This is a genomic window from Paenibacillus hunanensis (assembly GCF_014645615.1).
GTDB classification, from domain to species: domain Bacteria; phylum Bacillota; class Bacilli; order Paenibacillales; family Paenibacillaceae; genus Saccharibacillus; species Saccharibacillus hunanensis.
This window is the reverse complement of the sequence record NZ_BMMB01000002.1, coordinates 680,551-701,987: the sequence shown is the minus strand read 5'-3', so window position 1 is coordinate 701,987 and position 21,437 is coordinate 680,551. Positions and strand designations below refer to the sequence as shown.

At 46.5% G+C, this 21,437-nt stretch carries 11 protein-coding genes and 1 tRNA gene; 9 read left to right on the top strand and 3 right to left on the bottom strand.

The genetic code is table 11. The features are described from left to right. Positions 1–8: 8 nt before the first annotated feature. The 8 genes from IEX62_RS06290 (at position 9) to IEX62_RS06255 (ending at position 14,273) form a co-directional block, all read left to right on the top strand. Positions 9–794, top strand: a complete 786-nt coding sequence (locus IEX62_RS06290) for a TPM domain-containing protein (RefSeq protein WP_188774620.1) — start codon at positions 9–11, stop codon at positions 792–794. A 587-nt stretch (positions 795–1,381) separates the two neighbouring features. Further along, a complete protein-coding gene (locus IEX62_RS06285) occupies positions 1,382–2,455 on the top strand; it encodes an SPFH domain-containing protein (protein ID WP_188774538.1) in 1,074 nt (357 codons plus the stop codon). 225 nt (positions 2,456–2,680) lie between these two features. Continuing rightward, the gene (locus IEX62_RS06280) at positions 2,681–5,494 is read left to right on the top strand and encodes a DEAD/DEAH box helicase (protein ID WP_188774537.1); all 2,814 of its coding nucleotides are present in this window, start codon (positions 2,681–2,683) and stop codon (positions 5,492–5,494) included. Positions 5,495–5,622: 128 nt separating this feature from the next. Next, entirely contained in the window at positions 5,623–8,031 is a 2,409-nt protein-coding gene (locus IEX62_RS06275) for a polyprenyl synthetase family protein (protein ID WP_373289093.1), read from the top strand. Between the two features lie 319 nt (positions 8,032–8,350). Further along, positions 8,351–8,617 carry a hypothetical protein gene (locus tag IEX62_RS06270; RefSeq protein ID WP_188774536.1) on the top strand — a complete coding sequence of 89 codons (267 nt, stop codon included), beginning with the start codon at positions 8,351–8,353 and terminating at the stop codon, positions 8,615–8,617. A 163-nt stretch (positions 8,618–8,780) separates the two neighbouring features. Continuing rightward, the gene (locus tag IEX62_RS06265) at positions 8,781–11,627 is read left to right on the top strand and encodes a glycoside hydrolase family 3 C-terminal domain-containing protein (protein WP_188774618.1); all 2,847 of its coding nucleotides are present in this window, start codon (positions 8,781–8,783) and stop codon (positions 11,625–11,627) included. Between the two features lie 802 nt (positions 11,628–12,429). Further along, positions 12,430–12,513, top strand: a tRNA-Leu gene (locus tag IEX62_RS06260). Between the two features lie 371 nt (positions 12,514–12,884). Beyond that, positions 12,885–14,273, top strand: coding sequence for an MATE family efflux transporter (locus IEX62_RS06255; protein ID WP_188774535.1), 1,389 nt, complete (start codon positions 12,885–12,887; stop codon positions 14,271–14,273). Positions 14,274–14,587: 314 nt separating this feature from the next. Here the strand turns inward: IEX62_RS06255 and IEX62_RS06250 are convergent, their stop codons facing one another. The 3 genes from IEX62_RS06250 to IEX62_RS06240 form a co-directional block, all read right to left on the bottom strand. After that, positions 14,588–15,835, bottom strand: coding sequence for a SpoVR family protein (locus tag IEX62_RS06250; RefSeq protein WP_188774534.1), 1,248 nt, complete (start codon positions 15,833–15,835; stop codon positions 14,588–14,590). Positions 15,836–16,130: 295 nt separating this feature from the next. Beyond that, positions 16,131–17,390 (bottom strand): sporulation protein YhbH, encoded by a 1,260-nt coding sequence (gene yhbH, locus IEX62_RS06245; protein WP_188774533.1) that lies wholly within the window; start codon positions 17,388–17,390, stop codon positions 16,131–16,133. A 21-nt stretch (positions 17,391–17,411) separates the two neighbouring features. Beyond that, positions 17,412–19,313 (bottom strand): PrkA family serine protein kinase, encoded by a 1,902-nt coding sequence (locus tag IEX62_RS06240; RefSeq protein WP_188774532.1) that lies wholly within the window; start codon positions 19,311–19,313, stop codon positions 17,412–17,414. 510 nt (positions 19,314–19,823) lie between these two features. Between IEX62_RS06240 and IEX62_RS06235 the strand changes: the two genes are divergently transcribed. Next, on the top strand, positions 19,824–21,386 hold the full coding sequence (locus IEX62_RS06235; RefSeq protein WP_188774531.1) for a right-handed parallel beta-helix repeat-containing protein: 1,563 nt from the start codon (positions 19,824–19,826) through the stop codon (positions 21,384–21,386). The last annotated feature ends 51 nt before the right edge of the window (positions 21,387–21,437 follow it).

Below are 21,437 nucleotides of genomic sequence, written 5' to 3'. Positions count from 1 at the left end.
GTAAGAGAATGCTGGTACTGCTTCTACCAATCCTGCTCGTCGCTCTTACGATATGGCCTGCGGTTCAGACGATACATGCGTCAGGAACAGGTACAGTCGGTAATAAAAAGCTCGTATACGACGATGCCGGGCTATTAAGCGATCAGGAACGACAAGAGGTCAATCGCATGGCAAACGAATACGGCCCGGTGCAGCAGACGGATTTTGTCATTTATACGACCAACAACCCAGAGTATAAGGATGTGCAGATTCTCACCGAAGACCTGTATGACAGCAAAGGCTTCGGATACGATAAAGGCTTTGGTAATGCGGTCATATTGACGATGGATATGCGGAATCGCGAGGTCTATCTAGCTGGCTTCGGTAAAGCAGAAACACTGCTGAACGACCAACGTCTCAATCAGATTCGCGAAAAGATCACACCCTACCTGAGCAATGGCAATTACAAAATGGCATTCGAGCAATATATCCAGACATCATCCCGATACATGAACTACAAGCTCGGCGTGAATCCCGATAGCTTCCTGCTCAACATCTGGTTTCAACTCGCCGCTGCCATCTTACTCGGCATCATCATCGTCTGGATCATGGCTGCACGCACTGGCGGACGCATCACCGTAAACCGCGCTACCTACGAAGACCCCAACGCCTCCGGTTTACTAGATCAACACGACCGCTTCATCCGAACCTCCGTCTCCAAACGCAAAATCGAAAAAAGCAGCAGCAGCGGAGGTGGAGGCGGCGGAACAAGCAGCGGCGGTCATTCGCATAGTGGCAGTAGAGGATCTTTTTAAAAGAACAGGTTCGCGGTTTTGTTTTATCTACTCAAGCCTATATACGATAACGATGTAGATTAGAAGCGTATGCTTTAAAACGTTATATGTGAAAAGCTAAAGCTACAACCCTAACGTTACATGCTATAACACCATGTATGGTAAGCTGACAAGAACCAAATTATTAATAACAAGCTTATGCTTGTAAAATATAAACCATATCAATAAGAGCCCCTGTATACGAATTAAACGTTTAAAAATAAGAAAGAATGAACAATAAAAACATGACAAACGTCTTCAATGGATTGAACGAATTTGACCTTCACTAAACGGCTCATACCCACTAATGCAGAAAAGTATGACTCAACGCACCATACAGGCATTTTATGTTGCTACACGCACAGAACGGAGGGAAGGAAATAAGGGGAAAAGGCGACTTTTGAGCACGGGAATCTACAGCTGTCTCCTACTCCGTAGATTCCTGTGCGAGACGGGAGCCTGTCCCCTTATTCCTTCCCGGAGTGGTTGAAGCCATAACATCTCTACCAATTACGCTTGCAGAGTCATAATTTTCCACACCCCATCAAAACAATTGAGGAGGAACCACCATGGGATTTTTCAAAAACCAGTTTGCTAACGTAGTCGAATGGGAAGAGTTTCGCGATGATATGATCTTTTGGAAATGGAGCAATCGAGAGATTAAGAAGGGCAGCAAGCTCATTATTCGCTCGGGGCAGGATGCAATTTTCCTGAACAATGGCAAAATCGAAGGGATTTTCGAAGACGAAGGCTCGTTTAATGTAGAGTCGGATATCATTCCATTTCTGTCTACGCTCAAAGGCTTCAAATTCGGCTTCAACAGCGGTATGCGTGTGGAAGTGCTGTTTGTAAATACAAAGGAATTCACCGTACGCTGGGGAACGCAGAGCCCGATTCTCATCCCAGCGCCGCAGCTTCCAGGTGGTATGCCGATTCGTGCGAATGGTACATTTAACTTTAAAGTAAGCGATTATGTAGCCCTGATCGATAAGGTGGCAGGCATCAAGCAAAGCTATCTGGTGGAGGATGTGAAGATTCGCATCACCTCTGTACTGGATCAGCTGCTGATGAAATGGATTACGCGCGAAGGGAAGGACATGTTCAATCTGCAAGCGAACGCCTTCGATATCGCTAACGGAATTCGCGAAGACCTGGATATGCAGATGATGCAGATCGGGATCGGTATTACGGGCTTCCAGGTCATGAGCTTTAGCTATCCGCGAGAAATTCAGGATATGATCACCAAGACCGCTTCTCACGGCATGATCGGCGATATGCAGCGATACCAGCAGGTGAGCATGACTGACGGCATCGCATCCGGTAAAGTGCAGGGTGGCGGTATGGCATCTGATATGGCGGGTATGATGATGGGCATGAACATGGCCAATGAAATGATGAAAAACATGAACCAGAATAACCAGCAGACCGGGCAGAATAACGGTAATGGGCAAAATGCCAACGGCAATAATGGTGGCAATCCAGCAAATGGTCAGAATGCTAATGCAACTGGCGGACAGGGTAGCTCAAATAACAGCTCTGCACCAGCAGGAGCTAGCGGCACGAAGCCGAATTTCTGCCCGAACTGCGGGGCAAAGAATGAAGGAGCGAACTTCTGCCCGAATTGTGGGCATAAGCTAGTATAAATTATAAAATACTTGATTTAGATACCGCCATACATCAACTAATAACTAAGTTGATGTATGGCGGTATTTTTTTGAATTACATTTCATTGTTTATAGATTTACAATATAGAATTTTTTTCAAGAATATTGAAGTGGAGAATGAATAAGTAAAAACCGATATAAAGAATATCTATCTCAATAATACAATGAAAATACTTAGACTAAATGAATAATGAGGATACTTATATGGACCCTAAAAATTATATCGTTATGCTTAAAAATGAGGATAAAACACAAGAAGTGAAGACTATTCGAAAAGAATCGAATCAAACATATGTGGTTGAGTTTTGCAAAGGAGATACACTGTACCATTATAAAATAACAGATGTACAAATTTATAAGCAACCAACAGAAATAAGAATGGCTGAGGATGAATTGTTGTTTCATAACAATATTCCTATAAATCATGTTGTATGTATTATGGATTTTAAAGAAGTTGTTCGAGTCTTTTACGAAAATCAAAAAAGTATAGTGTGCAAGAAGCAAGACATCCAGATTTTGAAAAATGCTGCTAACAATAATCGTATACAGCAAGTGATGAAATATTGGACAGAAATTTCAAAATATATAAAAACAGGAGATCAACAAAATGAACAAGATGATTTCTTGACAAAGGAATTTGCTAAACTTCAATTTATTAATCCGAATAGTATACTTAATGATCATATTAAAACTAATCCTTCTAAGCTAAGTGCTATACCGCAACAGTTGAAATTTTCTAATGATCTAATTTTTCCTTTTAGCTACAACTTGAGTCAAAAGCAAGCCGTTCGATATGCTCTGACTAGTAAAATTAGTGTAATAGAAGGACCACCTGGAACTGGAAAAACTCAAACAATTCTCAATATATTAGCTAATCTAGTCAGTATGAATAAGACAGTGGCTGTTGTTGCCAGTAACAATGCAGCTGTAAAAAATGTAAGAGAAAAAATGGAACGAGCTGGCTATTCGTTTTTAATAGCAAATCTAGGGAATAAAGATATGAAGAAAAAATTTTTTCTTAATATGCCAGCAGTAGAGATTAAAGGATGGGAATGCAAAGAGTCTGTTCAAGAACTCAGAACAAAGATTAAGCAACTAAATGAACAAATTGATCAATTTCTGGAATGGGAAAGAGAATTAGCAAAATATAAACAGGAGCTATCTGCATTCCAGTTAGAACAAGACCATTTTGATTTGTATTATAATCAGCAAAATGTACAACCTTTACAGCGATTAACATTATATAGACGTACGTCCAAGCGTGCTCTAGAATTTATGAAGGATAGTTATCTAGCTGCAGAACGAAATAAAAGTGATAAATTTTTATATAAATTCAAACTATTCTTTAAACATGGATTTACACATTTTGATGAATTGAAACAACGAGAGATTGATATTGTGCTTGAAGCTCAAAGAGAGTTTTATATTTCTAAAATCTCAGAGATTCAAAAAAATATTCGTAAGCTAGAAGCAAAATTAAAAGCTCATTCGCATCAAGAACTTCGAACTCAACATCAAGAATACAGCACTCGGTTGTTTCGACATACGCTATATAAAAAATATAAAACAATGCCTAAGGTTAATTTTAGATTGAGAAATTATACAGACAACGACATGTTTACTTCGTTCATAGAAAGATATCCGATTATGCTGAGCACTACCCATTCATTACGCAATTGCATACCTACCAACTACTTGTTTGATTACTGTATCGTTGATGAATCATCGCAAGTAGAGCTTCTCACAGGAGCTATGACACTTTCGTGTTGTAAACAAGCTATTATAGTTGGGGATACTAAGCAATTACCACATATTGTTGACCAAAAAATTGAAGATAAGTTGGCACCTGAAACCAAGCTAGGAACAGAAAGTCCGTATCATTATTTTAATCATAATCTTCTTTCTTCTGTACTATCTGTATATGGTGAGGATTTATCCAAAACTATGCTACGTGAACATTATCGTTGTCATCCACGTATTATTGAATTTTGTAATCGAAAATATTACAAAGGCGACCTGGTTATCTTTACTTCGGCAGTTGATAAAGATGAGCCATTAATGTTATACAAAACAGCAAAAGGTAATCATATGCGAGAATTGACATTAGTCAATAACAGTGGGAAATACAATCAGCGTGAGTTGGATGTAATTGAAAAAGAAATTTTGTCAGGTATACAAAATGGAACTATAACACATGAAGGAATTGGATTTGCAACTCCTTACCGAAAGCAATTAGAAAAAGCCAATCAACAATTTAATACTATAGAGAATGATACAATCCATAAGTATCAAGGACGCGAAAAACAAATTATGATTTTATCAACAGTATTAGATCGCACGCGTCAAAGTGGATATAGTATGAAGTTTGTTAACAATCCTAATATGATTAACGTAGCTGTATCACGTGCTCAACAGCGGTTCATATTAGTTACTGATGATTCTGCTTTTCATCGGTATGGCAATGAGGTTGGTGATCTTATGCGATACATGGAATACAATACATTGGGTAAAAGCATCATAGAAAGTGAGCTTATTTCAATTTTCGACCTATTGTATACAGAGTATTCTAATACACTCATAGCATTTCGCGATAAATTACATTTATTCAACAGGTCCAAATATAAAAGTGAAAATATTATGTATGCAAAGCTGGCGGAAATGCTGAATGAGCAAAAATATAATAGCTTTAAATTAGTTAATCAAGTTTCAATGCGCGAATTAATTCGAGACTATCATGACTTAAAATTAACTGCTGAAGAAAAAAAATATGCTCGAAAATCTTCTGTTGATTTTGTGATCTATCACAAAATGGATAACCAACCTGTTCTGGCTATTGAAGTCGATGGTTTTAATTATCATGAGAACAATGAAGTGCAAAAGGCCAGAGATACAAAAAAAGACCATATATTAATGGAGAGAGGATTACCTTTGTTAAGATTTCCGACTAATGGCAGTGGAGAGGAGGAAAAGATTCGAAAGGCATTAAATGAGATTATGTCTATTGATACAAACAACTGAACAATCTAAGAATTTATATAATGTTCAGCCTGTGAGGTCTCTCTATTATTACGTAACCCTGTCGTTATTTTTCCGTATTACACTTCATACTAACGACAAAAAACGAACAGAATTTGAGGGAAGACCTTATGAATAGATCATTTATGAATCGGACGGAGCATGAATATAGTCGGGCAGAGCAGAGCTATGCGGAAGCGGAGCAAAAGGCAGTGCATTATTTTAATCAGCTGCATCAGCATGTTACGCAGCGCACGTATGAATCCGGGCTGATTGAGGATTTTCGGCAGTGGAAGGGAAGGCATGTATCGTTCACCTCGCGTTTATCACGCTGGCTACCAGTTAAACAGAGACCGAGTGCTAAAGATTATCAGCGTTATATCCACTGGCTGCATACAACGAACAAGCTAGATCCTTACTTGCATCGTAGTGTGGCGTACATCTATATGCGCGATCTGGGACGTGCGCTGGATGCACCGCAGACACAGCAGCGTGTGCAGGAGGTGGTGGACAGTCTGAGAGGTAAGTTGCTAAGCTCAGCCACAACCACTGACGCGCAGCTACCGGAGTTTATGAGTATGGATGGGGTATATCGCTGGGCGCAGCGCGAAGGAGTAGAGGATGCGGTAATCTGGGTGCTGGATAAGCTCCAGCAGGTGGCGACCAATATTCCAGCAGAGCTGAATGCCGAGCAGGCGCAGCGTAAGCTAATCAAAATCATTGTTGGTGTAGTGCTGCATGCGACCGAGGAGATGGACGATTCGGTATCGCAGCAGGAGCGCTCGCATCGATTGGATGAAGCGATCCGGTTAGGGTACTCGTATGGACTGACCTATCCATTTATCGACGATATTTTGGATTCGACGCTGTTGTCTGCGCAGGAGAAGGAGCAGTATTCGCGCCTGATTCGAACTGCTCTGTTAACGGGCTCGGTGCCGAAGCTGGGTGACTGGTCAGGGAGCCAGCCGGAGCTTATTCGGTACATCCATAGTGAGCTACGGGAAGCTTTTGAATACATTAAGGCGCGACAGCGGCCGGGTGGTGGGCAGCAGCAGTTTTTCGAGCAGGCGTATGTGTTTTTTCAGGCACAGGATGTGGATCGGACGCGCACGCTGGATGACGATACGTACACGAATGAGGAGCTGTACGTGCCTGTTATTTTAAAATCGGCTTGCTCGCGTCTGGTCGCACGCTCCATTCTGAATGTGGAAGAGGATGAAGGGTTTGATCTACGGACATTTTGCTATGGTATCTATAACCAGCTTGCCGACGACTTTGCAGATATGTTCGATGATCTGGCGAATGGTGCAGTAACACCGTATACGTACTATTTAAAATATCATGGGCAGCGCTCCGATCTGCTCAATCCGTTTCAGATGTACTGGGCAGTGATCCACTATTTACTGCATGAGGTGTATCATTCGGATGAGCAGACACGCGAGGTTATTTTGGATCGGGCGATTAATGGATTGAAGCGAGCGTATGAGCGTCTGGGCGCATCCCGTTATGGGGAGACGATGGAGCTACTTACAGCTGGGATGCCGAGCCTGAATCGGGTGGTGCAGCAGATGGTGCGTCATGCGGAGGATGTGGATTTTCTGGATAAGCTGCTGCGTGACAGTATGCTGGTGCATCTACGTCAGGATCGGGAGCAGCAGACAGAGTTTCGCGAGACGGTCGATACGGTACGAGAACAGATTAATGGTACGCTTCCGGTAGAGAAGCGCGAAGGCATGCTGCCGACGAATGAGCTGCTCATCGATGCGGTCAATTACAGTCTCGAAGGATCGGGTAAACGACTACGTCCGATTCTCGCCTGGGTGATGGCGGTGCGGCATTATGGCTTGCAGCAGGAGGCAGTTATGCCGATGCTACGCTCGCTGGAATATATGCATACCGCTTCGCTCATCTTCGACGATCTGCCATCCCAGGATAACGCACCAGCACGGCGCGGACGTACAACACTGCATGAGCTACATGATAGTGCGACTGCGGAGCTGAGCGGACTGTTCCTTATTCAAAAAAGTATTCGCGAGCAGGCATCGCTCAGCGGATTTGCCCCTCCTATTGTATTGAAGCTAATAGACTATTCGGCTCAAAAGGCAGAGGAGCTATGTACTGGACAGGCGATGGATTTGCGTGCGCGTGGACAGCGGCTGACACTGGAGCAATTGAACGATATTTGCTTTTACAAAACGGGTGCTGCCTTTGAAGCGTCGCTCGTGATGCCTGCAATGCTGGCAGAAGCGAAGGAATCGGAGCTTGCGGTACTGCGAGCATTTGCTTATCATGCCGGCATTGCATTTCAGATTAAGGATGATCTGCTGGACTTCAAAGGCGATGTGGTGCAGCTCGGTAAGCCAGTCGGGCAGGATGAGAGCAACAATAGCTCCACCTTCGTCTCGGTGCTCGGTGAAGCTGGGGCGCGGCGAGAGATGTGGAATCATTATTGCTGTGCGCTGGAGGCGCTGCGTAAGCTGCCAGTGGGGATTCCGTTTTTGAAGCATTTGCTGGATTATATTGTGCATCGGGAGCGGTGATCGGATAGTTGGATATGTGATAGTTGTTTGATGATGGATGAAATGAGAGGCGAGCAAGTGGGATAGAAATGGTATGGATATATAGCAGGATATGAAAGGTAGTGTTCAGAGCCAGAATGATCTTAGCAGGTGTAGAAGATGCGCATTATGCTGAGGGTATTCTGGCTTTATTTTATAGTGTACATAACAATATTTTGTAAGCTAGACATTCGATGCTGGGCAGGAGGAAGAAGTATAGTGATTTTTGTAAATGATTCTATTCTTCGTTATGATAAGAGGGAGCTTGTCATACGCTGCTTAGCTGGAAGGAGGGTGCGGTATGAAGCTACGGATTCCACTTTTTATTATTACGCTTGCAATCGCATTGTATATGTCGCATATGATCGGCTTATTAGCAGGTGGAAAGACTCAAGGTGTTTCGTATCTAGTTATATTGCTTGGGCTTCTATATGGATTTGAGAAAACGAAAATAAGTGAAAAGAGAATCCGTATTATAACGGGAATCAGTCTTGTTGCTATGGCCATTGCATTGGAATTTTGGGTAGAGCCGCAGGATTTGGCAAGCCTGTTTGCAATGATGTTCTGAAGGTGTTTTCTTATTACTGCTGGGCTAGGCTGGGTTAGAAGGGTCTACTTGTCTGTCGCCAAGCAGAGTTTTGGAAATGTTCTTATTCTTTTGCTTTTCTGTGCTGCTCGTTGGCATAATATAATAATGACTACCCTTGCTGGGGAAAATGAGGAGGATTATGATGACGCAATCGTTAATTGGAGTGCCGCTTGAAGGATTTGCCGAATTTAGCCGAAAAGTCGCTGCTGAAGGTGTGGTTTTGCTGAAAAATGACGAACAAATTCTTCCGATTCGAAAAAATGAAAGCGTTTCGATTTTTGGGCGTGTGCAGGTCGATTATTATCGAAGTGGAACAGGTTCAGGCGGAAGTGTGAATGTAGCGTATACGACGAATCTGCTGGAAGGACTACGTGCGAAGCCAGACGTACATGTGAATGAGGAGCTGGCAGGGGTGTACGAAAGCTGGATTGCTGAGCATCCATTCGACAATGGCGGTGGTGGCTGGGCAGCGGAGCCCTGGCACCAGAAGGAGATGCCACTCACGGATGAGCTGGTCGCAGCAGCAAGACAGCAATCGGAAAAAGCGATTGTCGTCATCGGACGTACCGCAGGCGAGGACAAGGATAATGCAGATGAGCCAGGCAGCTACCGTTTAACTGAAGATGAGCTGGATATGCTAAAACGAGTCACTGCACAATTCCAGCAGACGGTCGTGGTGCTGAACACGTCGAACATTATCGATATGAGCTGGGTAGACGCGTCCCAGCATAAGCATCCGATCGGTGCGGTGCTGTACTCGTGGCATGGCGGTATGGAAGGTGGTCGTGCGCTCGCGGATGTGCTTGCCGGAGATGTGACACCAAGCGGAAAGCTGACCGATACGATTGCGTATTCGATTCACGATTATCCGTCCACACGTAACTATGGCAATGAGCTAAAGAGTGTGTACGAGGAAGACATTTATGTGGGCTACCGTTATTTCGAAACGTTTTGCCCGGATAAGGTACAGTATCCGTTTGGATATGGCTTGTCGTATACAACATTTGCACTGGACATGCAGCCTGCACAATTACTGCATGATGGTGATCAGGTACACGTACAGCTCGCGGTAAAGGTAAGCAATACTGGCGCACACTATGCAGGCAAAGAAGTCGTACAGCTCTATGTCGAAGCGCCTCAGGGTAAGCTAGGACAGCCATCGCGATCATTAGCCGCTTTTGCGAAAACAGGCTTGCTGGAGCCCGGTCAATCTGAAACGGTGACATTATCTGTACCACTGGATCGACTCGCATCGTATGACGATGCTGGGGTTACAGGTCATCGTTATGCGTATGTATTGGAAGCTGGATTGTATCACTTCCATGCAGGTAATAGTGTGCGTGCGACAGAGACGGTATCATTTGCGGCATCCGTGAATACGGCAGATGCAGGTGCGCCTGCGATTGCACGGGTAGCAGCAGACGGAACAGCACTGGAGCTGCCAGAGCTACATAAGGTCGAGCAATGGGAGGAAGCGCTGGCTCCGGTTGAGGAGTTCCATCGTATGAAGCCGGGTGCACGTAAGGCGGATGGAACGTATGAGCTGATGGCTGAGCCTGTGCCAACACGGCAGATTTCACTGGCGCAGCGGATTCAGGATCGTTTGCCAGCACCATTGCCGGAGACGGGCAATCATGGGTATACGCTACAGGATGTGGGTGTAGGACGCGTGACGCTGGAGCAGTTTGTCGCTCAGCTACATGATGAAGATCTGGCTGCACTGGTACGTGCAGAGGGGATGAGTAGTCCGCTCGTTACGCCGGGAACGGCATCGGCATTTGGTGGAGTAACGGATCGATTGCTCGGCTTTGGTATTCCTGTAGCGTGTACGACAGATGGGCCTTCCGGTATTCGGATGGATAGTGGTGATAAGGCGACTCAGGTGCCGATTGGTACGTTGCTAGCGGCAACATGGGATGTGGCACTGGTTGAGGAGCTGTATGTGCTGGAAGGGCAGGAGATGCGTCGTAATGAGATCGACACGCTGCTCGGGCCGGGCCTGAACATCCGCCGCAGTCCACTCAACGGACGGAACTTTGAATACTTTTCCGAGGATCCGTACGTGTCCGGTGTGTTCGCTGTTGCCTGCACACGCGGTATTGCGCAAAGTGGCGTATATGCGACGCTCAAGCACTTTGCCTGCAACAACCAGGAGCAGTATCGGACAAAAGTAAATGCGGTTGTATCTGAGCGTGCACTGCGACAAATCTATCTCAAAGGCTTCGAGATCGCTGTACGTGAAGGTGGTGCTCGCTCGGTCATGACCTCCTATAACCCGATCAATGGTCACTGGGCAGCATCCAACTATGATCTGAATACCACCGTTCTGCGCGGCGAATGGGGCTTCCGCGGTATCGTTATGACCGACTGGTGGGCAGTGATGAACGACTGCGCCGAAGGCGGCCCTGCTGACCGTAAGCATACGGATGCGATGGTTCGCGCGCAAAACGATCTATACATGGTCGTTGCTAACTATGGAGCCGAAACCAACGTATGGGGCGACCACACGATCGAAGCACTGGAAGCAGGCAGACTTACTCGCGCCGAGCTGCAACGCTGCGCGATCAACATTTGCGAATTCATCATGCAGTCCCCTGTATTCGAACGAGAAGAACTCATGAAAGACCAGATTCCATCTGTAAAAGGACTACAGGCAGGCACAGATCACGCAGGAGAACTTCTACAAGCAGGCGAAGACGTGCAAATTTCAATTGCTAATGACGGCGTAACCCACTTCGAGATTACAGAAACCGGACAATACCGCTTGTTCCTGCACATCTCCTCCGAAGGCGACCAATGGGCACAAAGCGCCACCAATCTGATGCTCAATGGAGAACTCGTCACTACAGCCCAGAGCAACGGCACCGAAGGCAAATGGATGCGCCAAAAAGCAAATAAAATGCACCTCGAACAAGGCCAATACGAACTCACACTCGATTTCATCAAACCCGGCATGTCAATCGAGTGGATCGAGTTGAAAAAGCTATAAGGTGTAAGCATACACTAGGTCATTTACAGCCTAGATGATTCCAAATTAAAAAAGTACCTGTCTGGAGCTTTATAAAGCTTTATAATATACCATGCTAGAAAGCTAATTATGATCGATAAAGAAACCAGCCTGCATCCAAGAATGCAGGCTGGTTTGTGTAGAATAAAAGTAGAACAAAGTATCGCCGAATAACATACAAACTATCTTGCCCATTAGCTATAAAAAGCATCTATCGATCCTGGTAAACTACCAAAACTCCAATCGCTGTAAGTTATACATTCCAATAAAACATTCAAATCAAACAGCAAATCCCACTAGAAATCAAAAACAAATATACCCCTACCAAGGTTATTGTATCTTCATTCCAATACGCAACAAAACCGCCTAACACCATAACAATCAGACCCCAACAGTCAAACAGAAAACGTAAAAGTAACAGTAACTCTTTCAATAACACCTGCTACCCCCTCACCAAGTTCGGCACAGCACCTATCCCAAGTCTGCGATTAGCACGGAACGGAGGAAAGGAAATAAGGGGAAAGGACTCCTTATAGTGTTAGTGATTTTCTAACACGGTGTTCAATGAAGAGTGATTTTTGCGAAGCAAAATATCTTACAGCTTTGGAGGGGCGGGAATCTTCATTCCTTCCCAATCCAAAAGATTCCCGCGGCTCCACCCGAGTCCGTCCCCTTATTCCTTTCCGCAGTGGTTGCCCCACAACTAAAATAAAGTGCTTGCCAAACCCCCTTCACCATGATATGATCTTTCTTGTGGTTGCGAAATCAATCACTAACAGTATTTGCGGTCGTGGCGGAATTGGCAGACGCGCACGGTTCAGGTCCGTGTGGGCTTACCCCCGTGGAGGTTCGAGTCCTCTCGACCGCATTTTCCTTTAAACGTAATGATTCACCGATATCAAGAAACGGTTCCTTTTCATCAGGGAACCGTTTCTTTTTTGTGTAAATCAATTAGCGGATGCTCTTATACCAGAGCCGACAACCACACATCATCCACCATCACAGCCAGCAGGGAATTTGAGAAAATACAAATTACCCCTTCATAAATGGAAGCAATCCGCTTAATATAGAAAACAACAACAGCACCGTACGGCTAAACGTATTTCCAGCAACCGCAGAGCAGCAATCATAAGCGCAGTCGTTTCAGGTACATACGGTGACGGAAGCAGAAACAGATTCTCGTCGGACAGTCAGCAGGACAGCACGACCCAATCTCATACAAAAAGAAGTGAATGCATAATGGATTACGCGATACGTTGGAAATGGGGGCACCGGATTCTTGACCGCTACTTTACCGGAGCCACAATGAATTACAGGCAGATGATCTCGCTGTTTATTCCGATTTTGGTCGATCAGGCGTTTATTATGGGTCTTAACCTGATCAATACAGCGATGATTAGTGCTGCTGGAGTGGCAGCTGTCAGTGCGGTGAATATGATCGACTCGCTGAATATTTTTCTATTCAGTATTTTTATCGCTGTAGCGACAGGCGGTACGGTCGTCGTTGCCCAGTATAAGGGCAATGGCAATGTGAAAAAGGTGTCCGAAGCCAGCGCGAGCGCTGTGTCGGTCGTGACGTTACTGGGATTGCTCGTAGGTTTACTCGGTATCGCACTGCATGTGCCGCTACTGAATATATTATTCGGCTCCGCACAGGCAGACGTAATGAGCTATGCGCGCGTGTATCTGATCGGAAGCTGTATTTCATTTGCCGGGATTGCGATTGTGGAAGCGATCTGTGGGGCGCTACGTGGTGTAGGTAGCACGCGAGCCTCGCTTGTGCTATCGCTCATTATGAACATATTGTATGTATTACTGAACTTTCTATTCATCCACGGCTTCCATATGGGCGTGCTGGGGATGACGATTGCGCTGAATATCGCCCGTTATGGCGGTGCGGTCTGTGCGCTGTATTATTTGTTCAAGGTCGATGTGAATCTAAAAGTACGGATGAAGGAGCTATTCCGGGTCAAATGGGAAATGTTCCGCAAAATTCTGTTTATCGGCTTCCCGTTTGCGACCGAGCAAATGTTTTTTAACGGTGGGAAAATCATTACGCAGATCTTCATCGTTTGGATGGGGACGTACGCGATTGCGGTGAATGCAATCTGTGCGGCGCTTGCCGGAGCGATGCAGATTCCAGCCAATGCGTTGTCGCTGACGATTATTACAGTGGTCGGGATTTGTATCGGGAGTGGGAATATTGATGAAGCGCGGAAATTCACGAAGTCGTTTCTCGTGCTGTCCTCAATGTCCTTTGTTGTGATGGGATTGATTATTTTACCGTTATTTAATCCGTTGATTGCGCTCTTTGATCCGCCAGCGGAAATTGTGGATGATATCTTCCTGATTTTGCTGGTGAATACGCTGGTGCAGATTCCGCTGTGGGCGATCTCCTTTATTACGCCTTCAGCGCTACGGGCTGCCGGTGATGCGAAGTATACATCGGTCGTCTCGATGCTAACGATGTGGCTGTTCCGCGTCGTGATGGGGTATGTGCTCGGTGTCGTATTAGGCTGGGGTGTGCTCGGGGTGTGGATCGCAATGGATCTGGAGTGGGGCGTGAGGGGACTTATTTTCCTGAAACGGTTCTACGGGACGAAGTGGTTGCAGCATCGGTTGATTTAGTAGGCTGGGTAAGTACCAATTACAAGTAGCCATTTCAGCATGGAAGTGTGACGACATGTAAGAAGTGTAATCAATAAAAGCCATCGGTAGCATTATAGCTACTGATGGCTTTTTGCGTATTGTGAGGAAGGAGAGAGGGCACTATCTTGACAGGGTAGGGGTCAGTCTGGCTGGTGCCCTACATGTGCTAGAATATAGGGTATTGCACGGACATGTATCAGAAAAATATAAGTGGGTCTATATAAATAGTAGAACTTGTCACAGCTCTAATGGACAGCCTAAGAAACAGCAATCGATATCGACGTAACTGCTCATCAACTCACCAGCTGCTTCCCATCATACACATACGTAACCGTCTTCCCCCCAGCCATCGTCTCCAGATGCACACTGCGTCCCCACAGCTTAAACACAAGCGGCAAGGTACGCTCCACATATTTACGATCCAGCTCCATGCCGTCAAACCGATTATGCAGCAGTAGCTCGCCGCGCCCATGCAGATCATCATCACGCACCGTAATATACGGAAAGCCACCATTTGTGCGTGAGCGAATCAACTGCTCTTTGACTTCATTCACATCATTCGCTGTCACACGATACACCTGCTGTTGCTTCTGATATACGAACAGATCCATATCCTCTGCCAGCTCACGGGTGAGATAATTACGGATAAAGGACACATCCGATTCCACCTCGCGAATCTCGAACAGTGCTTCGATGCCTTCCTTACGCTCAATATGCCGTAGCATCATCAAGCCGAGATAATACGGATTAATTCGTCCCGGCGTAGGCTGGATCACGCCTGCATTCATTTTGGCAAACTCTACAATCTCAGAGTCGCTTAGCTCCAGCTCACGTACCAGCTTCAAGTGCCAGTAGCTCGCCCAGCCTTCGTTCATAATCTTCGTTTCCATCTGTGGCCAGAAGTACAGCATTTCTGCGCGCAGCATGTGCAGAATCTCGCGCTGCCATTCCTCCAGATACCGGCTGTGTGTAGCGATATAGCCGATCACATCCTTGATCGAGCCGTCAGTTTCGCGGAATCCGTCTACATGACCGAAACGCACATAGGGATCGACATGCTCCTGAATCGCAATACCTGCATCGAGAAAAGCTTCCACTTCATCCATGCCATATTCCTGACTGAACGCCTCAATTCGATTCGCAAACACCGCCATTCGATCAACCATATTGCGATCTGTACCGCCGAACATCGCATTATTTTTGAAAAAGTCACTATGTCCAAGCACATGCGCGACGATTAATTTATTTTGCAGCAAGGTGTTGCTGTCGAGCAGGAAGGCATAGCACGGGTTAGAGTTAATCACCAGCTCATAGATTTTACTCAGACCGTGATCGTATTCCGACTTCATCCGGTGATACGCCTTGCCAAAGCTCCAGTGTGAAAACCTTGTCGGCATTCCGTAAGCGCCAATCGAATACAGTACCTCAGATGGGCAGAACTGATAGCGCATCGGGAAAAAGTCTAGCCCATGCTGGATTGCCGCATCGGTCAGCTGCTCGACCGATTGTTCCAGCTGTTGCGTATCGCTTTCCAGTAGCATAAGCAGCGCTCCTTTCAATCGATGGAATAGAGCTGTCTAATTGAGCAGGGTTGTAGATGGGGCTGGCTGGATTCAAGATCACCGAATACACCGGACGAGGAAAGAATCCTATCCATGTTCGATCCATTGCCAGCTCGATCCATAACGACAAATACAATAGGTATAGCAAAAGGCGATAACAGGCTGACCATCACATCGTCAAAATCAAAAGTAAACGAGCTGCTAACAAACTAATCGCCAAAAGTAAAAGCAGACGCTCCGTAGATATCCTTATTTTAAAGAGCGAAGGGATAGATCAACTAGCCATCTCATCACCAAAAAACGCCTTCAGCGTCTTGAACACATCTTCCTTCTGCTCCAATAAAGCCTGTACAAATGTCGGCGACTCCAAGCGCTTGAGCACATCCCATAGTTGCTTACTGCTATAGCCATATGTGCGCTGACGAATCTCGCCATAGCCAAGCATATTCACCTGCTCCAGCAATGTGCGAGCGAGCCGCATCGTCTCTGGATTGTCACTACTTAGATTATCGCCATCTGAGAAGTGAAATGCGTACGTGTTAAAGGAGCTGGGTGGATATTCCTTTTCGATCATCTGTAGCGCCAGCTCATACACGGAAGAACAGCGTGTACCACCACTCTCTCCTTTATGAAAAAAGGCTTCTTCATCTACTTCCTTCGCCTCGGTCGTATGCGCCAGAAAACGAATATTCACATTTTCATATCGTGTACGCAGGAAGCGCACCATCCAGAAGAAGAAGCTACGCGCGATATACTTTTCAAATGTACCCATTGAGCCGGAGGTGTCCATCATGGCGAGTACGACCGCAGACGATTGCGGCTTATGAATGTCCTCCCACGTTTTATAACGCACATCGTCACCGATAATCGGGCCAAGTACGGGAGCTGGAGCAGTGTCCGGGCCAGGTATGCCCACTGGAATACCGCCACCCTGCTGCATCGCTGCGGGATAAGCACCGCCATGTAAGCTGCCACCTAATGCCTGCCGCTTGATCGCCTCGAACAGGGTACGCCGCTTGTCGATATTAGACACCATTCCTTGCTTGCGCACATCGTTAAAACGAATATCGTCCACCAGCATCTCCTGTGCCGTCTTGGGCTTGAGATGCGGTAGCTTCAAGTCCTCGAATACGAGCTCAGCCAGCTCATCTACCGTCAGCTCGGCTTCATAATAATCGATGCCGGGCTGCTCCCCTGCTTCACGCCCGCCTTTACCAGGCCCAGTACCTGCTGCGCTCTGCCCATTCCCATCTGCCTGTCCAACCACATCGCCCACCTGCGTACCACCCTGTCCCTGTCCAACCTGTGGCTCATCGCTCGTATTATAGCGAAAGCGCGGTTCATCCAGACTGCGGATCGGTACTTTGATGATCTTATCGCCCTGCGGCATAATGATCGATTCCTCACTGACCAGATCAGCCAGATTCTCGCGAATCGCTTCCTTCACTTTGCGCTTATGTCGTTCCTGATCGATCTCGCCCTTACGGTGCAGCGACCAGTCATCCCTTGCAATAATAAATGATCGATTGTCCATGTCGCTTCACTCCTTCCTGCCTCAACGGTTCAGCAGGCTGCCGACATATTTCATCAGATCGTTGGCGCAGGCAGCGCAGTAACCGTGATGCTCAATCAGACGGCGGGACACTTCATTCATGCGTTTGACCTGCGTTTCATCCGGGTTCATGGAGGAAGTCGTGATTTTGATGACATCCTTCAGATCGGCGAATAGCTTCTTCTCAATCGCATCCTTGAGCGGCTCATGCGACGTATATTCAAATTTACGTCCGCGGCGAGCAAAGGACGAGATTTTGATCAAAATTTCCTCACGGAACGCACGCTTCTGATTCTCGGTAATACCAATCTGCTCCTCGATCGAGCGCATCAGCTTTTCATCCGGGTCGCGTTCCTCGCTGGTAATCGGATCAGGCATCTTGTGACCGCTGCAATATGCTTCGACATTGTCCAGATAATTGTTCAGCATCGTATGCGCGGATTCTTCGAATGAATAGACAAAGGCGCGCTGTACTTCCGTTTTGGCGCGATGGTCGTATTCCTTGCGTGCCATCGTGATTAGATTGAGCAGACGCTCCCGTTCCTCACGCGAGATGGACGGGTGCTGATCCAGACCTTCCTTGAGCGAGCGCAGTACATCCAGTGCGTTAATACAGGGCTTGTTGCCTTTGATGAGCGCGCTGGAGATTCGGTTGATCACATAACGCGGATCGACACCTGACATGCCTTCATCGCTATATTCGCGGCGTAGCTCGTCGACCTCGCCAGACTTCACACCATCGACCTGAGCGCCATCGTACAGCGTCATTTTTTTGATCGGATCGATACCGGGCTTTTTCGATTCCTTGAGACGGGACAATACGGTGAAAATAGACGCTGTACCGAGTGCGCCGGGTGCCAGATGCACCTGATTATTCAGACCAGAGGCATCAACTAGCTTCTGATAAATACGTTCTTCCTGGGTAACCTTGAGATTGTAGGGAACACGCATGACGATCATGCGAGAGTGGAGGGCTTCGTTCTTTTTGTTGGAGATGAAGGTGCGATATTCGGTTTCGTTCGTGTGGGCGATAATTAATTCATCGGCGGATATGAGGGCGAAGCGTCCTGCCTTAAAATTACCTTCCTGCGTCAGCGACAATAGATTCCAGAGGAACTTCTCATCGCATTTTAAAATTTCCTGAAATTCCATCAGACCGCGATTCGCCTTGTTCAGCTCGCCATCGAAGCGATAGGCGCGCGGGTCGGATTCGGAACCGTATTGCGTAATGGTCGAGAAGTCGATACTACCTGTCAGATCGGCAATATCCTGTGACTTCGGATCAGAGGGGGCGAAGGTGCCAATCCCGCGGCGTCCACTTTCAGAAAAGAGCACGCGCTCGATCGGCATTTCCTCGATGCGTCCGCCATATTCCTGTTCCAGCCGCATCCGGCACACCGGGCATAGATCGCCTTCGATATGAACGCCATACTCCTTACCGAATTCCTCGCGTAGCTCGCGCGGGATCAGATGGAGCGGTTCTTCCTGCATCGGGCAGCCTCGGATCGCATATACAGCGCCTTCGGGTGTACGGGTGAAGCTTTCTAAGCCGTTCTTGAGCAGCGTGACGAGGGTGGATTTACCACCACTGACTGGCCCCATGAGCAGCAGTAGTCGTTTGCGAACGTCCAGACGTTGCGCTGCCGGGCGGAAATATTCCTCCACCAGTAGCTGAATCGCATCCTCCAGCCCGAATAATGTACGACTAAAAAATTGATATTCTCGCCGTCCGTCACCAAGCTCTATAATGCCTGCACTTTCAATCATACGATACACACGCTCATGCGCTGTACCTGCAATATGTGGATGCTCTCGAACCAGCCGGAGATAATCAAGGAATGTTCCTTCCCAATGAAGATCATTTTCCTGATCCCGGTAGGCCATAAGTTTCTCCAGGAATGTCATGCTGACCGCCTCCCTATACATGTCTTTTACGAAAAGTTTGAGGTCACGGAATCATACCGTCCGGCAACAACTTCAACGTCCGACAGAGCTGCAACGACATTCGAGTTCATTGATTGAATAGAGTAGGTATTTTGTTGTTTTTAAATTCTAGCACAACTTATGTCATCTATCGACAGTAAAATTAACATAATTCCAGATTTCAATCGGTTATTCAGGATGAATTTTCTCGATTAGAAGGTGGGATTGTATAAAAGTTTTCTATATGTGTAAGGTTATCTATGAAAAATTCATAATAGCAAGTATGTCGATTATAGTGGGAGATCGAAATATTGGATTCACGCAGAGTCGTGCTAGGAGGTAGAATGAAAGAAAACAACACAATGAAGTCGAAAGAATGAAATATAAATTCTAATACAGACACGATATTTTGAATACGATCCGATAGGTAGAATAAGACTATGAGACTTCATCGGATGACTTCATCATGATCGGTAGAGAGGATGCTGACGAGTGTTAAAACAAATCGCAATCTGTACACTGGTGATTGGATTGATCACAGGAGGAGTGCAGGCAGGGAGCTATGAGCCATTAGCAATACAGCCTGCCGAGGCAGCAGTAGCAACCTATTATGTCGCACCTGACGGTAATGATACTGAAAGTGGAATGCTGAATGCGCCGTGGAAGACGCTACAGCATGCGGCAGATCAGGCACAACCGGGTAGCACAATCTATGTACGTGGTGGTGTCTATCGGCAGCAGCTTCATATTACACGTTCAGGTAATGCACAGCTTGGTGCGATTACCTTTGCACGTTATAAGCAGGAGCAGCCGATTTTGGACGGAACGGGTCTGGCTGTAGATGGCTTGCAGGGGATGGTCAGAATCGATAATGCCAGCTATATCACGATAGATGGATTCGAGATTCGCAATTATACGACCACCCGGACGGGCAATGTGCCAGCAGGTATTAGTGTCATGGGAGCAGGTGGTTATATTCGCCTGCTGAACAACCATATTCATCATATTGCGAATACGGCTAGCCCTCAAGGCGAGGAGCTGTCTGGACGAGATGCGCATGGCATTGCGATCTATGGTACGAAGGCACCGTCAGCACTACATCATCTGACGATCCGAGGGAATGAGTTGGATCATCTGGTGCTTGGCAGTAGTGAAAGTATTGCACTAAATGGAAATGTAACAGACTTTGAAGTAGCGAATAATCGGGTGCATGACAATGATAACATCGGCATTGATGTGATAGGCTTTGAGCAGACCGCGCCTGATCCTACCTACGATGCGGTGCGTAATGGACGGATTACGGGCAATGTGGTGTTCAATATTACGTCCAACCGTAATCCATCCTATGGACGCAACCTGCCGAACAATAGCAACGGTGCAGCCGGTATCTATGTGGATGGTGGGCGCAATATTGTGATTGAGCGTAATCGTAGCTATAGCAATGATATCGGGATTGAGATCGCATCGGAGCATAAGGGCAAGTCAACGAGTGCGATCACAGCTCGCAGTAATGTAGTGTACAGCAATCGCTATACCGGTATTGGCATCGGTGGCTATGATCCAGAACGTGGAATGGCGACGGACTGCGTCATTATGAACAATACGCTAGTCGGCAATGACACGTTATCGAATGAGCCGGGTGATGGAGCAGGGCAGCTGTTAATCCAGTACGGCACCTCGCGTAACGTGATCGAAAATAATATTTTATCGGCAAGCCCAACCGGTGTGCTGATCTATAACGAATATGCCAGCAGTGGCAATAAGCTGGATTATAATCTGTATCATACGCCGGGTGGAGCAGACGAAGCATGGTGGACATGGCATGGAAAAGTGTACGAAAGTCTGGCGGCTTTTCAAAAGGGGAGTAAGCAGGAGCAGCATGCGATTTTTAAGAATCCAATGTTTGTAAATGCGAAGTTAGCCAACTACCGTCTGAGCGCAGGATCACCCGCAATCGATAGCGGCTTGGTTGATACGAAGCGGATAGGCACGCTGGATATGGCTGGTCAGCCGCGCGTATCTGGCAAAGCAGTAAATCGTGGTGCATATGAATAAATAGCACCACGATTCACCCTCTGCCTTCAGCTTACGCTACCTGTCTGAGGT

Excerpts from the sequence above, each read along its gene's own strand:
- IEX62_RS06275 (WP_373289093.1), top strand. The coding sequence starts at position 5,623 with ATGAATAGATCATTTATGAATCGGACGGAGCATGAATATAGTCGGGCA.
- IEX62_RS06280 (WP_188774537.1), top strand. The coding sequence starts at position 2,681 with ATGGACCCTAAAAATTATATCGTTATGCTTAAAAATGAGGATAAAACA.
- IEX62_RS06255 (WP_188774535.1), top strand. The coding sequence starts at position 12,885 with ATGGATTACGCGATACGTTGGAAATGGGGGCACCGGATTCTTGACCGC.
- IEX62_RS06265 (WP_188774618.1), top strand. The coding sequence starts at position 8,781 with ATGACGCAATCGTTAATTGGAGTGCCGCTTGAAGGATTTGCCGAATTT.
- IEX62_RS06270 (WP_188774536.1), top strand. The coding sequence starts at position 8,351 with ATGAAGCTACGGATTCCACTTTTTATTATTACGCTTGCAATCGCATTG.
- IEX62_RS06250 (WP_188774534.1), bottom strand. The coding sequence starts at position 15,835 with ATGCTACTGGAAAGCGATACGCAACAGCTGGAACAATCGGTCGAGCAG.
- IEX62_RS06290 (WP_188774620.1), top strand. The coding sequence starts at position 9 with ATGCTGGTACTGCTTCTACCAATCCTGCTCGTCGCTCTTACGATATGG.
- IEX62_RS06285 (WP_188774538.1), top strand. The coding sequence starts at position 1,382 with ATGGGATTTTTCAAAAACCAGTTTGCTAACGTAGTCGAATGGGAAGAG.
- IEX62_RS06240 (WP_188774532.1), bottom strand. The coding sequence starts at position 19,313 with ATGACATTCCTGGAGAAACTTATGGCCTACCGGGATCAGGAAAATGAT.
- yhbH (WP_188774533.1), bottom strand. The coding sequence starts at position 17,390 with ATGGACAATCGATCATTTATTATTGCAAGGGATGACTGGTCGCTGCAC.